This window comes from Agromyces sp. NPDC056523 (genome assembly GCF_042794545.1).
Taxonomy (GTDB): Bacteria; Actinomycetota; Actinomycetes; order Actinomycetales; family Microbacteriaceae; genus Agromyces.
The window spans coordinates 194807-209314 of the sequence record NZ_JBHTTM010000005.1; the positions used below are offsets into that span (position 1 = coordinate 194807).

Genomic DNA, 14508 nt, shown 5'->3' on the forward strand with positions numbered 1-14508 from the left:
CGCGCCGACCGACGCCGTGACGCCGCCCCGGGTGGGTGTGGTCGTCCTGACGATGGGGCGACGTCCCGCGGACCTCGCCCGCGGCATCCGCAGCGTGCTCGACCAGGTCGGCGTCGAGGTCGACGTCGCCTGCGTCGGCAACGGCTGGGATCCCCGCATGGCCGACCCGCCCCTGCCGCCCGAGGTGCGCACGGTGCACCTGCCCGAGAACCTCGGCATCCCGGCCGGGCGCAACCGCGGCGTGCCGCACGTGGCCGGCGACGTCCTCTTCTTCCTCGACGACGACGCGTTCCTGCCGAGCGCGACCTTCCTGGCCCACGGATGCCGCCTGCTCGCCGAACACCCCGACCTCGGGCTCGTGCAGCCCCGCGTCGTCGACCCCACCGGTCTCACGGCGCCGCGCCGGTGGATCCCGCGCATCCGCAAGGGCGACCCCGCGCATTCGAGCGACGTCTTCTCATGCTGGGAGGGTGCCGTGCTCATGCCCCGCCCGGTGCTCGAGGCGACGGGCGGATGGGCCGACCCCTTCTTCTACGCGCACGAGGGGGTCGAGCTGGCGTGGCGCGTCTGGGACACAGGGCATCGCGCCTGGTACGCCGGCGACCTCGAGGCCGCGCATCCGGTCATCGATCCCGCCCGCCACGAGTACTACTACCGCCTCAACGCCCGCAACCGCGTCTGGCTCGCGCGGCGCAACCTCCCGGCCGTCCTCGTGCCGGTCTACGTGGGCTCCTGGACGGCGATCCAGGTCCTGCGCTGGTACCGCGATCCGGCGGCGCTGCGGGCCTGGTTCGGCGGATGGCGCGCGGGATGGCGCGAGGACCCGGGCCCCCGTCGCCCGCTGCACTGGCGCACGATATGGCGGATGGCGCGCGCCGGCCGCCCACCCGTGATCTGAGGCGCCCCGCGCCGGCCTCCATCGACGGCTACCCTTGGACGGTGGGTTTGAGGAGAGACGCGCGCCGCGCCGTGAAGCTGGTCCGGAACGTCGTCAAGTCGCGCAACGAACAGCGCCGGCTGGCCGGCATCCAGCCGCCTGAGCCGCACCGCTTCCGGATCGGCGTCTACTTCGCCGACGGCAAGGTCAACCTCTACCAGCTGCGCCAGTGGTACAAGCCGCTCGCGACCCTCTCCCAGCGCCATCCGGTGCTGATCCTCAGCCGCGCGTCAGGTGCCGCGCTGGCGCTGCGCGACGAGTCGCCGATCCCGGTCGCCTACGTCCGCCGGGTCGCCGACCTCGAACGGGTGATCCACGAGCAGGACCTGCACGTCATCTTCTACGTGAACCAGAACGCGAAGAACTTCCAGATGATGCGCTACGGCCGCCGCTGGCACGTGTTCATCAACCACGGCGAGTCCGACAAGATGTACATGACCACGAACCAGTTCAAGGCCTACGACTACGCGCTCATCGCGGGGGATGCCGCGCGGGCCCGCCTCGAGAAGGTGCTCTGGGACTACGACTTCGACCGGCGCGCCATCCCGATCGGTCGCCCTCAGGCCGACCACTACCTCGACGGGCGGCCGCTGCCGTATCCGCAGGACCATCGCGAGGTCGTGCTGTACGCGCCCACGTGGGAGGGCGATCGCAGCGCCGCGGCGTACGGTTCGATCGCTTCGCACGGCGTCGAACTGGTGCGCGCGCTCGTCGCATCCGGACGGCATCGCGTGATCTACCGCCCGCACCCGCGCTCCGGCGTGGTCGACCACGAGTACGGCGCCGCCAATCGCGAGATCATGCGCCTGCTCGAGCAGGCCAACGCCGCCGACGCGGGTGCTCAGCACATCATCGACACCGGCCCCGACCTGGGGTGGCAGCTCGCGGCCGCCGACGTCGCGATCGTCGACATCTCGGCGATGGTCTACGACCGCCTGGCCGCCGGCCGGCCGCTCCTCGTCACGCGCCCCGTCGAGCGCGAGGCGCAGATCGACACCGGCGGCTACCTGTCGGCATGCGAATGGCTCGACGCCGCCGACGGCGAGGCGATGGCGGCGCGCGTCAGCGAGGTCGCGCACGACGAGGCCGCGCTCGAACGGCTCGGCTACTGGGTCGAGCGCTACTTTGGCGACACGACCCCCGGCGTCACGACGGCGCGGTTCCACGCCGCGGTCGACGGCCTCATGGCCGAGTGGGAGCGCTTCGCCGCGATGCACGCGACGGACCCCGTGATCGACGAGCACGACGCCGAGGGCGAGGCGGCCGAGCAGTCCGACGACGTCGACGTCGACTGAGTCAGCTCGCGCGCCCGTCGCTCGTGCCGGCGGCTCCGTCGTCGACGGCCGCAGTGTCGTCACGTTCGACTTCGCCGCGGCGTCGGCCGAGCGCGCGCCCCGCAGTCCGGATGCTGCGACCCGGCAATGACAGCAGCGTCTCACCGAAGGCACCGCCGCGCCGGATCGCGCGAGCCGCGACCGGCTCGGCCGGTCCGCGGGGTTCGAGCTCGACCGGGAGGATGCGGGGAGCCCCGCCGAACGCCAGCCGCGACTGCTGCAGCACCCGGCGGCCGAGCACATGGTTGCCGATGCCGCCGATCGCCGCGCCGATGCCGAAGGGGATCGCGCGCCCGATGATGCCCGCGCCGCCGCGCACCGCGAACTGGCGGATGAAGAGGTGCCGGAGCCGGTCGACGACGGTTCCCATGACGGCCTTCGGCAGGCCGCTCGTGATGACCTCGCCCCAATAGGCGTTCCGGGCCACGCCCACGCCGCTCGCCTGCGCGGCGAACTGGCGGACGAGGTCGACGCCCTCGCGGCCCATCATGAGCGTCATGACGAGGGCCCTGGCACGCTCGGGGTTCTCGATGTGGAGCCCGTGCACCTCGGCGACGGACTGGGCGAACAGCGCGGTGGCCTCGAGGAAGCCCGCCGTCTCCACCCCGGAGAGCGCGAGCGTGACGCCCGTGCCGATGCCCGGCACCACGGCGGTCGCGCCGACCGCGGCGCCGCCGGTGGTCACCGCGGTCAGGTAGCGCCGCTCGAGGATGCGGATGAGCTCGTCGGGCGTGGCCGTCGGATGGTGACGGCGGATGCTGCGCAGGTGCGCCACGACGATCGGACGCTGGATGGACAGGAGCCGGTCGAACGTGCGCTCGAGGCCCGCGGCCCGCTCCGTGGCATCCGTTGCGGCCTCGTCGCCCTCCTGCGGCGCGCTCGGCCCCATCGACGTGATGCGGTGGACGCGATCGGACATGCCGTCGATCCTAGGCGGAGCGGTTGGGAAGGTCCGCCGGACGCGGCATCCGGGCCGGGGGCTTGACGCGCGCGGCCGTGAGCTACTTCGCAGTGCCGTACTCGGCGTTGTAGCGCTCGAGGACGTCGTCGATCGGGGCGTCCAGCACGAGCTTCCCCTTGTCGAGGTAGAGGCCGCGCGTGCAGAACCGGCGGAGGTCGCGCTCGTTGTGCGACACGAAGAACAGGGTGCGCCCGCCCGCGAGCAGCTCCTCGATGCGGCGGTAGCACTTCTCGCGGAACGCCTTGTCGCCCACGGCGAGCACCTCGTCGACGAGGAGGATCGACTCCTCGAGCTGCGAGATCACGGCGAACGCGATGCGCACCTTCATGCCGCTCGAGAGGTGCTTGTACGGCGTGTCGAGGAAGTCGCCGATCTCGGCGAACTCGATGATCCCGTCGAACTTCGCGTCGATCTGCGGCCGCGTCATGCCGTGCAGCCCCGCCGTCAGGTACACGTTGTCGCGCACCGTCAGGTCGTCGACGAATCCGCCCGTGATCTCGATGAGCGGGGCGACCCCGCCGTTGACGATGACCTCGCCCTCGTCGGGCAGCATGACCCCGGCGACGAGCTTCAGCAGCGTCGACTTGCCCTGGCCGTTGCGGCCCACGACGCCGATCGCCTCGCCCGGGCGCACGTCGATCGAGACCTCGCGCAGGGCCCAGAACTCGTCGGGCCGGATGCGACGGCGTCGTGACAGCAGGTCCTTGAACGATCGACGCCCTCGTCGGTTGCGACGGAACCGGATGCCGAGACCACTGGTCCGGATGGCGGCCTCTGGCATCAGATCTCCTTCAGCACATGGCGCTCAGAGCTGCGGAAGACCCAGAGCCCGACGGCGAGGAACGCGAACGACATCGCCGCGGCGACCCCGACCGCGAACCAGTCGAGCTCGTCGGGGAAGAAGGCCGAGCGGTAGAGGCCGAAGATGCCGGTCAGCGGATTGAACGACGCCCAGAAGTGGAGGTCGTCGGGGAGGTTCGTGGTGCCGTAGACGATCGGGGAGGCGTAGAACAGGAACCGCAGCACCAGCTTGGTCGCGCGCTCGAGGTCGCGGAAGAACACCACGAGCGGGGCGACGATCAGGCCGACGCCCGCCGTGAGCGCCGCCTGCAGCAGGATCGCCAGCGGAAAGAGGGCGAGCCCCCATCCGACGCCGGCGCCGAAGAGCGCGGCGAACAGCGCGAGCACCGGCAGCGACAGGAGGAACTCGATGCCCTTCGAGAGCACGATGCGGTTGACCCAGATGGTGCGCGGCAGCTTGGTCGAGCGGACGAGCTTGGCATCCTTCAGGAACGCGCGCGTCGAGTCGGAGACCGCGCCGTTGAACCACATCCACGGCAGCAGCGCCGAGAGCAGGAACACGATGTACGGCTCGGTCCCGACCGGCCGCTGGAAGACCTGCGTGAACACGAACCAGTAGATGCCCGCCATCACGAGCGGATCGAGGATCGACCAGAGGTACCCGAGCGCCGACGTCGAGTAGCGGACCTTCAGGTCGCGTGTCGTGAGGAGCCACAACGAGTGCCGGTACCCGGCCCACGGCGTCCGCGAGAACGGATGCGAGTCCGCGTAGCTCATCACGCTCAACATCGTAGAGGCCCGCCGTGCCGGGCCCGGACATGCGAGAAGCGGATGCCTCGTGGCATCCGCTCCTCGTGCTGTGGTACTCCGCAGATCACACGAAGTGGTTCGCGCGCTCCAGGTCTTCGGCGAAGTCGATCTCGACCGCGTAGAGGTCGGAGACGTCCATCGGCTCGACGAGGAGGCCGTTCTGCTCGATCGCCAGCTCGAGGCCGCGCTCGAAGTAGTCCTGCGCGCCGACCCGCTGCAGGTGCGCGAGGAAGACGGCCTTGTCGCGGCTCGAGATGTAGTTGATGCCCACGGCCTCGCCGAGGCCGCCCTTGACGGTCTTGGAGAGCTCCTTGATGTAGCCCTCGGCGCTCGTGGTGTACTTCACCTCTTCGTCGGACACCTTGGCGGTGTTGACGGTCACGAACGACTGGTCGCGCGCGATGAAGGGCAGCGCACGGTCGAGGATGCGCGGGTCGAACACGACGTCGCCGTTCATCCACAGCACGCCGCCCGGCTGCGAGGCCTGCAGCGCGCGCATCAGCGACTTCGAGGTGTTCGTCTGGTCGTACTCCTCGTTGTAGACGAAGGACGCCTGCGGGAACGCCTCGATGATGTGCTCGAGCTTGTAGCCGACGACGATCGTCACGCCGGCATTGCGGCCGAAGGCGTGCTCGACGTTGTCGAACTGCTGGCGCATGATGGTGCGGCCGTCGCTGAGCTCGGTCAACGGTTTGGGGAGGGAACGCCCGAGCCGGCTCCCCATGCCGGCTGCGAGGATCACGATCTGCGTGGTCACTGCATCTCCTTCGTCGATCGGATGCCGCGACGACCTCGTTTCAGACGAGTTCGCCGGGGGTTCATCCGCAAGTTCACTTCTGGACACGCCGTTATGCCGGTTCTCAGGATACCCGAGGGGGTTCGCCGACGCCGAACCGGTTGACAAGCCGTAGCCCGATCGTGATGCGATGCCCAGTGTCTGCGCAGCCCGTCGACCGGGTGCGTGGCCTCCGCGGCGCGCGGATCGAGGCGTTCTCCAGCGTCCGGAGCGGGGTGGTTGGTAGGTTGTCCGGGTGACTTCCGTTTCGCCATCGCGCCCTGACGACGAGACTCCCGAAGGCACCGGCACGGGGGTGCCCGCCGATCGGGGGGATGCGGACGCGCCTGCGACCGCTCGTTCGTCCGGTGAGCGGGCCCCGCGAGCGCGGTCGCCGCGCACGTCGTCGAAGGGAGCGTCGACCAGGTCGACGGCTTCGAAGTCGACCGCAGCGAAGCCGGGCGGTTCGAAGTCGGGCGGTTCGAAGTCGGCGGCCTCGAGCTCGCCGGAGCCGTCGGCCCCGGAGTCGACCTCGTCCGCGTCGACTCCCAAGCCCGTGAGGCCGGCCACGACGAAATCCGGTTCGCGTCCACCGCGTGCCGCTTCCGACAAGGCCGCCGCCGAGCCGGCCGACGCCGACCTCGCCGAGGGCGTGGAGGTCGAGGGCGCCGAGTCGCGTCCGGCCTCGAAGCGCAGCACCGCCTCGCGCGCCGCGTCGTCGTCCGCCGCGGCCGCGCGCGGCGAGGCCGCGAAGTCCGCCCGGACTCCCTCGGCGTCTGCGGCGAAGTCGCGTGCTCGCAGCGCCGACGCACGCAAGAAGGCCGCGCCCTCGCGCCAGCGCGTCGCTGCGGCCATCACGACCGACACCACGGCCGCCGAGCGCAGCCCGCGCCGGCCCGACGGGGAGCCGAATTCGGGCGCGGCAGCGGCCCCGGCTGTTGCGGCTGCGGCTGCGGCGCCCGCGGCCCCTGCTCCCGCGCCGATCACCCCGGTCGACGATCCGGCCGACACCGCGGTGCTCGAGCCGCCGGCCACGCCGGTGCGACCCGCGGCGACCGTGACCGTCGAGCCGGCCGCCGAGGAGGCCATGGCTCCCGCGGTCGCGCCGGGAGCGACGCCCGAGCCCGAGCTCGCCGCCGAGCCGAAGGCCGAGCCCGCCGACCTGCCGGAGCCGGTCACGGCTCCCGAGCCGGCGCCCCGAGCCGAACCGGCTTCCACGCCCGCCGTGGCCGCCGCCGTCACCGCTGCGGCTGCGGCTGCCACGACGGCCGCAGCGCCGGCGGTCGCCGAACCCGCCCCCGCACGCACCGACGGCGACCGCGCCGTCGGCGCCGAACGCGGCGTCGCCGTGATCGCCGTCACCGCGCCGAAGGCGGCGCCGCGCAAGAAGCGCACGCTCCGCGTGGCGCGCCAGGCGCCGCCCGCCGACGCGCCCCGCGTGCTGACGATCGAAGGGCTCGTGAAGCGCTACGGCGACACGACGGCCGTCGACGGCATCACGCTCGACGTCCGGGCCGGCTCGTTCTACGGCATCGTCGGCCCGAACGGCGCGGGCAAGACGACCACGCTGTCGATGGTGACCGGCCTGCTCCGTCCCGACGCGGGCGCCGTGCACGTCCACGGCGTCGACGTGTGGAAGCAGCCGCTCGCGGCCAAGCGGATCACGGGCGTGCTGCCCGACCGGCTGCGCCTCTTCGACCGGCTCACCGGTGCCGAGCTGCTGTACTACGCGGGCTCGCTGCGCGGCCTCGACCACGCCGCCGTGCGCGAGCGGAGCGCCGACCTCGCCGCCGCCTTCGGCCTCGAGGATGCGCTCGACCGCCTCGTCGCCGACTACTCCGCCGGCATGACGAAGAAGATCGCGCTCGCGTGCGCGATGATCCACTCGCCGCGGGTGCTCGTGCTCGACGAGCCGTTCGAGTCGGTCGACCCGGTCTCGGCGGCGAACCTGACCGACATCCTCGAGCGGTACGTCGGCGGCGGCGGCACCGTCCTGCTCTCCAGCCACGGCATGGACCTCATCGAGCGCGTGTGCGACTCGGCCGCGATCATCGTGGGCGGTCGCGTGCTCGCCGCGGGCACGCTCGACGAGGTGCGTGGCGGGCAGACCCTGGAGGACCGATTCGTCGAGCTCGCCGGCGGACGCAAGGCGGCGGAGGGCATGGAATGGTTGCACAGCTTCTCCGACTGAAGCTGCGGCTGCTCGGGAACATCTTCCGGCGCAGCACGTGGCAGGTCGTGGGGATCGTGGTGGGCCTGATCTACGGGCTCGGATTCGCGATCCTCGCCTTCGCGCTGCTCGTCGGCCTGCGTGGGGCGGAGGACGTCGAGCTGATCCGCGACGGCATCGTCGTCGCGGGCGCGGCCACGGTGCTGGGATTCCTCCTCGTCCCGCTGGTCTTCGGCGTCGACGACACGATGGATCCGAGGCGCTTCGCGCTGTTCGGCATGCCGAACCGCACGCTCGCGCTGGGACTCGCGCTCGCTGCGGCCATCGGCGTACCGGCGCTCGCACTCGTGATCGCCCTCAGCGGCACCGTGGTGACGTGGTCGCGCGGGGCGGGCGAGACCCTGCTCGCACTGCTGGCCGCACCGCTCGCCTTCGCGACCTGCCTGCTCGGGGCCCGGCTGACCGCGGGCCTCGCGGGCATGCTCCTCGAGACCCGCCGCTCGCGCGATGTCGCCGGCGTCATCGGCGTGCTGCTCGTGGTCATGGCCGCGCCGGTGATCGTCGCGCTCACCACGGTCGACTGGGCGACCTCGGGTCGCCGCGCGATCGGCGCGATCGCGGGCGCCCTGTCGTGGACGCCGCTCGGCGCGGCCTTCGCGGTCCCGGGCGATGCCGCCGCGGGAGCCTGGGGCGCCGCCATCCTGAAGCTCGTGATCGCCGTCGCGACCGTGTGGGTCGCATGGATGGCCTGGCGGGCGTTGGTCGCCCGGATGCTCGTGACGCCAGGGCGCGAGGCCGCCGCACGCAGCTACCACGGCCTCGGATGGTTCGGCCGGATGCCGCACGGCGCGACCGGCGCGATCGCCGCGCGCAGCATCACGTACTGGTTCCGCGACGCGCGCTACTGGGTGGCGCTGCTGATGGTGCCGATCACGCCCATCCTCGTGGCGGTCCCGCTGGGGATCGCGGGGGTTCCGGCGCTGTACCTCGGCCTCATCCCCGTCCCGCTCGTGTGCCTCCTGCTCGGCTGGAGCCTGCACAACGACACGGCGTACGACAGCACGGCCGTGTGGTTGCACGTGGCCTCCGGCGTGCGCGGCACCTCCGATCGCATCGGACGACTCGTGCCGGTGCTCATCTCGGGCATCCTCGTGATCGGCCTGGGCAGTGCGATCACGGTGTTCGTGCTCGACGACTGGCGGCTGCTGCCCTCGCTGCTCGGCGTGAGCACGGCGCTGCTGCTCGGGGGCCTCGGGCTCGGCTCGATCACGTCGGCGGCAATGCCGTACCCGGTGGTCAAGCCGGGCGACAGCCCGTTCCAGGCGCCGCAGTCGACCGGAGCGGTGACGGCGCTCGTGCAGTCCTTCACGATGTTCGGCTCGATCCTCGTCGCCGGACCCGCGCTCGCGTTCGCGGTACTCGGCATGTTCGACGATCCGGCGTGGCATGCGGCCTCCCTCGCGGCCGGCATCGGGTTCGGCCTGGTGGTGCTCGCGCTCGGCATCTGGGGCGGCGGGCGCGTGTTCGAACGCCGCGGACCCGAGATCCTCGCAGCAGCCGTTCGCGCGTGAGTCCCGGCGTAGACTCGACCGCATGATCCGACCCGTGCAGGCGAGCATCGCCGACCCCGATGCGCCCGGCGGCGGCACCTCCGTGCTCGACCGCGAACTCGAGAAGCTCCTCGAAGAGGAGAACATCGAGCCCGGAGACCACGAGCGGTTCTCCCACTACGTCAAGAAGGAGCAGATCCTCGAGTCGGCCATCACCGGCAAGCCGGTGAAGGCGTTGTGCGGCAAGAAGTGGACGCCCGGGCGCGACCCGGAGAAGTTCCCGGTGTGCCCGACGTGCAAGGAGATCTACGAGCGGCTCAAGCAGGGCTGACGCCCGGCGTGATCGCTCAGCGGTAGGTCGTCGGGATCACCGGCTCGCCGCGGCCGAGGCGGAACGCCTCGATCGGCAGTTCCTGCATGACCTCGGCACGGTGGGCGCGCGCAGCCTCGACGCCCGCATGGCCGGTGTACGCGGCATCCGCCCGGCCCTCGTGCATGAGCCGGACCATGAGCGGGCGCAGCTCGTCGCCGGCCTCGAAGTCGGCCTCGCCCTCGGGTCCGTCGCCGACGAAGACGATCTCCTCGCGTGCGGTGCGCGTGGAGTCGAGCCGGCGGGCCGCGTTCTTGCGGCCGCCGACGCTCAGCTTGTTCGACGACGCCTTGGCGACGTCCACCCACTCGCCGTCCACGCCGCGCCGCGCGACGAGCTTGAACACCATCCCCGCGGCAGGGGACCCCGAGCCCGTGACCACGGACGTGCCCACGCCGTACGCGTCGACGGGAGCCCCGGAGAGGGCGGCGATCGTGTACTCGTCGAGGTCGCTCGTGACGGTGATGCGGGTGGTGACGGCGCCGAGGTCGTCGAGCTGCGCGCGCACGTCGGCCACGACGGTCGGCAGGTCGCCCGAGTCGATGCGCACCGCCCCGAGCTCGGTGCCGGCCACGCGGACCGCGGTCTCGACGCCCGCCGTGATGTCGTAGGTGTCGACGAGCAGCGTAGTGCCCGGACCCATGGCATTGACCTGGGCACGGAACGCGGCCTCCTCGCTGTCGTGCAGGAGCGTGAACGCGTGCGCGGCCGTGCCCATCGTCGGGATGCCCCACGCCCGCCCGGCCTCGAGGTTGCTGGTCGCGTCGAAGCCGGCGATGTAGGCCGCACGCGCCGCGGCGATCGCCGCGCCTTCGTTGGTGCGCCGCGAGCCCATCTCGGCGATGGGGCGGCCGAGCGCGACCGAGACCATGCGCGCTGCCGCGCTCGCGACCGACGAGTCGGCGTTGAGCACCGAGAGCACGACCGTCTCGAGCATGACGGCCTCGGCGAACGACGCCTGGATGGTCAGCAGCGGCGAGCCCGGGAAGTACGCCTCGCCCTCGCGGTAGCCCCACACGTCGCCGCGGAAGCGGTAGTCGGCGAGCCAGTCGAGCGTCGCGTCGCGCACCACGTGCTGCTCGCGCAGGAACTCCAGCTCGGCGTCCTCGAAGCGGAACCGCTCGATGAGCTCGAGTAGCCGGCCGGTGCCCGCCACGACGCCGTATCGCCGGCCCGCGGGCAGGCGGCGGGCGAATGCCTCGAACAGGCTCTCGCGGTGGGCGGTGCCGTCCAGCAGGGCGGCGTCCACCATCGTGAGCTCGTATCGGTCGGTGAGGAGCGCAGCTGAGCCGGTCACGCCGCTCAGCCTAATGCGCGGGTTCCGGATGGCGCGGAGCCGGCGTTGCGGCCGTGGCGACGGGCTCGGGCGCCGCCGATCCGCGCGGCGCCACGCCGACGGCGACCGCGTTCGCGACTGTGATCAGCGCGAGTCCCGCGACCTGCCACGGTGACAGGGTCTCGCCGAGTACGACCAGCCCCGCGATGGCCGCAGCGGCCGGGTGCACGCTCTGCAGCACGCCGAACCGCTGGCGCGGCATCCGGCGCAGCACCACCAGGTCGATGGAGTAGGGGAGTGCGGACGACAGCACCGCGGCCGCGGCGCCGATCGCGAGGACCAGCACGATCTCGTGCGGCGCGAGCGAGACCAGCGCGAGCACGAGGATCGGCGAGGTGAGGACGGCGGCGACGAGGCTCGCGATCGCAGTGCCCTGCAGGCCGGGCAGCGTGCGTCCGGCACGCTGGCTGAGCAGGATGTAGGCCGCCCACGCGGCAGCGGCGGTCAGGGCGAGCACGATGCCGAGCGGATCGATGCCCGGCACGCTGCCCGTCAGCAGGACGACGCCCGTGCCGGCGAGCACCGCGCACGCGAGGTCGAGCCGCCGACGCGAGGCGAGGAGCGCGAGGGCGAGCGGGCCGAGGAACTCGAGCGTCACTGCCGGGCCGAGGCCGATGCGCTCGACGGCCGCGTAGACCGAGAGGTTCATGACGACGAGGACGGCGCCGAGGGCGATCGCCGGGCGCGCTGCCGCCCACCCGAGACCGCGCACTCGCGGTCGCGTCACGCCGAGCAGGATCACCGCGGTGAAGGCCTGCCGCAGCGCCACCACGCCGGCCGGCCCGACGAACGGGAAGATCGTCGCGCCCAGCGCCGCGCCGACCGGCACCGAGGCAGCACCGACCACGACGGCAGCGGCGTCGAGGCTGTTCCGTTGGCGGATCATGCGTCCACGGTAGGTCGAGACCGTTGCGATGAGAAATGCAATCCGAGCGCATCGATACGCTTGACGCATGGATGTCGAGCTCCGCCACCTCCGAGTCCTCATCGCCGTCGACGAGGAACGCTCGTTCACCGCCGCGGCCGACCGATTGCGGATGTCGCAGGCCGCCGTGTCGCGCGCGCTCGCCGCACTCGAGCACGAGGTCGGCACCGCGCTCATGCACCGCACGACGCGCCGCGTCGAGCCGACGGAGGCCGGGACCGCGCTCGCCGGGACCGCGCGCCGGGTGCTCGGTGAGCTCGACCGCGCGCTCGCCGACCTGCGCGGCGAGCCCAGCGTCATCCGTTTCGGCTACGCCTGGGCGGCCCTCGGCGCGCACACGACCCCGGTGCTACGTGCGTGGAACCGCGCACACCCCGACAGCCCGATGCGGCTCGTGCGCATCAACTCGCGCGACGCCGGGCTCGTCGACGGCCGCGTGGACCTCGCCGTGCTGCGCCATCCGCTCGATCGCACCGACCTCGAGGGCGAGGTGGTCGGGCTCGAGCGCCGGGTCGTCGCGATGCCCGTCGACCACCCCCTCGCCGAGCGTGACGGGGTCGGCCTCGTCGAGCTGGTGCCGTTCGTGGTCGCCGTCGACCGGCGCGCGGGCACGACGACGCCGGCGCTGTGGCAGGCGGTCGGCGCCGACGTTCCGCCGATGACCGACACCGCCGACGTCGAGGAGTGGCTCGACCTCATCGCCGCGGGCGAGGCAGTCGGCGTCACCTCCGAGGCCACCGCGCACCACTATCCGCGGCCGGGTGTGGTGTTCGCGCCCATCACCGATGCGCCGCCGATGGAGGTTCGGCTCGCGTGGCACCGGAACCACCGGCACCCCGCGGTGGGGCGCGTCGCGCGCGCCATCCGGGCGGCACTCGCCGAGCCATCCGCCCCGACGCCCTGATCTAGGCTGGATGACCGTGACGGATGCACCGATCGGGATCTTCGACTCCGGCGTCGGCGGACTCACCGTCGCCCGCGCGGTGCGCGACCAGCTCCCGAACGAGGCGATCCTCTACGTCGGCGACCTCGAGCACTCGCCGTACGGGCCGAAGCCCATCGCCGACGTGCGCCGCTATGCCCTTGCCGTGCTCGACGACCTCGTCGCCCAGGGCGTGAAGATGCTGGTGATCGCGTGCAACACGGCGTCGTCGGCCATGCTCCGCGATGCGCGCGAGCGCTACGACGTGCCCGTCGTCGAGGTGATCCAGCCCGCGGTGCGTCGCGCCGTCGCGACCACGCGCACGGGCCGGGTCGGCGTGATCGGCACGGCCGGCACCATCCAGTCGCGCGCCTACGACGACGCCTTCGCGGCCGCGCCCCACCTGGAACTGTCCTCGGCCGCCTGCCCGCGGTTCGTCGAGTTCGTCGAAGCCGGCGTGACGACCGGGCCCGAGGTGCTCGCCGTCGCCGAGGAGTACCTCGCGCCACTGCGGTCGGCAGGCGTCGACACGCTGGTGCTCGGCTGCACGCACTACCCCTTCCTCAAGGGCGCGATCTCGTACGTCATGGGGGAGGGCGTCGGGCTCGTGTCGAGCGATGTCGAGACCGCGAACGACGTCTACCGCGTGCTGGTCTCGCAAGGGCTCGAGCGACGGACGCCCGCCCCGCCGGCCCACCGCTTCGAGGCGACCGGCGACTCGACCGACGCGTTCCTCGACCTCGCCAATCGCCTCATCGGCCCCGACATCGAGCGCGTCGAGCTCGTGCAGACCGGCGCCATCACCCTGCCCCACCGCTTCGCGGACCGATCGCACCGACAGGAGACCGCATGACCGAGCAGCCCGCCCCCGACCTCGTGCGCGCCGACGGGCGCACCCCCAGCGACCTGCGCGACATCGTGATCGAACGCGGATGGAGCGCCCACGCCGAGGGCAGCGCGCTCATCTCGTTCGGGCGCACCAAGGTGCTGTGCACCGCGAGCTTCACGAACGGCGTGCCCCGCTGGATGACGGGCAAGGGCACGGGCTGGATCACCGCCGAGTACGCGATGCTCCCTCGCTCGACGAACACGCGCAACGACCGCGAGTCGGTCAAGGGCCGCATCGGCGGTCGCACGCACGAGATCAGCCGGCTCATCGGCCGGAGCCTGCGCGCCGTCGTCGACATGAAGTCGCTCGGCGAGAACACCATCCAGATCGACTGCGACGTGCTGCAGGCCGACGGCGGCACGCGCACCGCGGCCATCACCGGCGCGTACGTCGCGCTCGCCGACGCGATCGAGTGGGCGCGGGGCAAGAAGTTCATCGGCCAGAAGTCCACGCCCCTCATCGACACCGTCGCGGCGGTGTCGGTCGGCATCATCGACGGCACGCCGATGCTCGACCTCGCCTACGTCGAGGACGTGCGCGCCGAGACCGACATGAACGTCGTCGCCACCGGCCGCGGCCTCTTCGTCGAGGTGCAGGGCACGGCCGAGGGGGTGCCGTTCGACCGCCGCGAGCTCGACCAGCTGCTCGACCTCGCGCTCGCCGGCACGACCGAGCTCGCCGGGGTGCAGCGGGCCGCGCTCGAAGCATCGCTCACGGGCGAGTGAGGG

Annotated in this window: 14 protein-coding genes; 8 read left to right on the forward strand and 6 right to left on the reverse strand. The window is 72.2% G+C overall.

All coding sequences use genetic code 11. From position 1 onward, the window contains the following. Nucleotides 1-52: 52 nt before the first annotated feature. Complete coding sequence (locus ACFQ58_RS16270) at nucleotides 53-898, forward strand: glycosyltransferase family 2 protein (protein ID WP_376952293.1); 846 nt, start codon at nucleotides 53-55, stop codon at nucleotides 896-898. 41 nt (nucleotides 899-939) lie between these two features. Continuing rightward, nucleotides 940-2232: a CDP-glycerol glycerophosphotransferase family protein gene (locus ACFQ58_RS16275; protein WP_376952209.1), complete on the forward strand. Its 1293-nt coding sequence runs from the start codon at nucleotides 940-942 to the stop codon at nucleotides 2230-2232. 1 nt (nucleotide 2233) lies between these two features. Here ACFQ58_RS16275 and ACFQ58_RS16280 read toward each other — a convergent pair whose 3' ends face one another. The 4 genes from ACFQ58_RS16280 to ACFQ58_RS16295 all read right to left on the reverse strand — a co-directional run bounded on the left by ACFQ58_RS16280 (nucleotide 2234) and on the right by ACFQ58_RS16295 (nucleotide 5600). Continuing rightward, nucleotides 2234-3190 (reverse strand): hypothetical protein, encoded by a 957-nt coding sequence (locus ACFQ58_RS16280; RefSeq protein WP_376952210.1) that lies wholly within the window; start codon nucleotides 3188-3190, stop codon nucleotides 2234-2236. Nucleotides 3191-3272: 82 nt separating this feature from the next. Then, nucleotides 3273-4013, reverse strand: coding sequence for an ABC transporter ATP-binding protein (locus ACFQ58_RS16285; protein WP_376952211.1), 741 nt, complete (start codon nucleotides 4011-4013; stop codon nucleotides 3273-3275). Further along, nucleotides 4013-4810 carry an ABC transporter permease gene (locus ACFQ58_RS16290; protein ID WP_376952294.1) on the reverse strand — a complete coding sequence of 266 codons (798 nt, stop codon included), beginning with the start codon at nucleotides 4808-4810 and terminating at the stop codon, nucleotides 4013-4015. Before ACFQ58_RS16290 ends, ACFQ58_RS16285 begins: the two co-directional genes overlap by 1 nt. A 97-nt stretch (nucleotides 4811-4907) precedes the next feature. Beyond that, on the reverse strand, nucleotides 4908-5600 hold the full coding sequence (locus ACFQ58_RS16295; protein ID WP_376952212.1) for an NTP transferase domain-containing protein: 693 nt from the start codon (nucleotides 5598-5600) through the stop codon (nucleotides 4908-4910). 574 nt (nucleotides 5601-6174) lie between these two features. Between ACFQ58_RS16295 and ACFQ58_RS16300 the strand changes: the two genes are divergently transcribed. The 3 genes from ACFQ58_RS16300 to ACFQ58_RS16310 are packed head-to-tail and all read left to right on the forward strand — an operon-like array spanning nucleotide 6175 to nucleotide 9669. Beyond that, nucleotides 6175-7809, forward strand: a complete 1635-nt coding sequence (locus ACFQ58_RS16300; protein WP_376952213.1) for an ATP-binding cassette domain-containing protein — start codon at nucleotides 6175-6177, stop codon at nucleotides 7807-7809. Then, on the forward strand, nucleotides 7785-9359 hold the full coding sequence (locus tag ACFQ58_RS16305) for a hypothetical protein (RefSeq protein WP_376952214.1): 1575 nt from the start codon (nucleotides 7785-7787) through the stop codon (nucleotides 9357-9359). Before ACFQ58_RS16300 ends, ACFQ58_RS16305 begins: the two co-directional genes overlap by 25 nt. A 22-nt stretch (nucleotides 9360-9381) precedes the next feature. Next, nucleotides 9382-9669, forward strand: a complete 288-nt coding sequence (locus ACFQ58_RS16310) for a DUF3039 domain-containing protein (protein ID WP_376952215.1) — start codon at nucleotides 9382-9384, stop codon at nucleotides 9667-9669. Nucleotides 9670-9685: 16 nt separating this feature from the next. Here ACFQ58_RS16310 and ACFQ58_RS16315 read toward each other — a convergent pair whose 3' ends face one another. Together ACFQ58_RS16315 and ACFQ58_RS16320 are read right to left on the reverse strand one after the other, a co-directional pair. Next, entirely contained in the window at nucleotides 9686-11005 is a 1320-nt protein-coding gene (locus ACFQ58_RS16315) for a nicotinate phosphoribosyltransferase (protein ID WP_376952216.1), read from the reverse strand. 10 nt (nucleotides 11006-11015) lie between these two features. Further along, entirely contained in the window at nucleotides 11016-11930 is a 915-nt protein-coding gene (locus tag ACFQ58_RS16320) for a DMT family transporter (protein ID WP_376952217.1), read from the reverse strand. Between the two features lie 67 nt (nucleotides 11931-11997). Between ACFQ58_RS16320 and ACFQ58_RS16325 the strand changes: the two genes are divergently transcribed. Genes ACFQ58_RS16325 through rph form a run of 3 tightly spaced genes read left to right on the forward strand, consistent with a single transcriptional unit; the run spans nucleotide 11998 to nucleotide 14505 of the window. Further along, on the forward strand, nucleotides 11998-12873 hold the full coding sequence (locus tag ACFQ58_RS16325; RefSeq protein ID WP_376952218.1) for a LysR family transcriptional regulator: 876 nt from the start codon (nucleotides 11998-12000) through the stop codon (nucleotides 12871-12873). A gap of 16 nt (nucleotides 12874-12889) precedes the next feature. Then, complete coding sequence (murI, locus tag ACFQ58_RS16330) at nucleotides 12890-13744, forward strand: glutamate racemase (RefSeq protein ID WP_376952219.1); 855 nt, start codon at nucleotides 12890-12892, stop codon at nucleotides 13742-13744. Next, nucleotides 13741-14505 carry a ribonuclease PH gene (rph, locus tag ACFQ58_RS16335; protein WP_376952220.1) on the forward strand — a complete coding sequence of 255 codons (765 nt, stop codon included), beginning with the start codon at nucleotides 13741-13743 and terminating at the stop codon, nucleotides 14503-14505. The genes murI and rph overlap by 4 nt, the downstream gene beginning before the upstream one ends. Nucleotides 14506-14508: the final 3 nt, after the last annotated feature.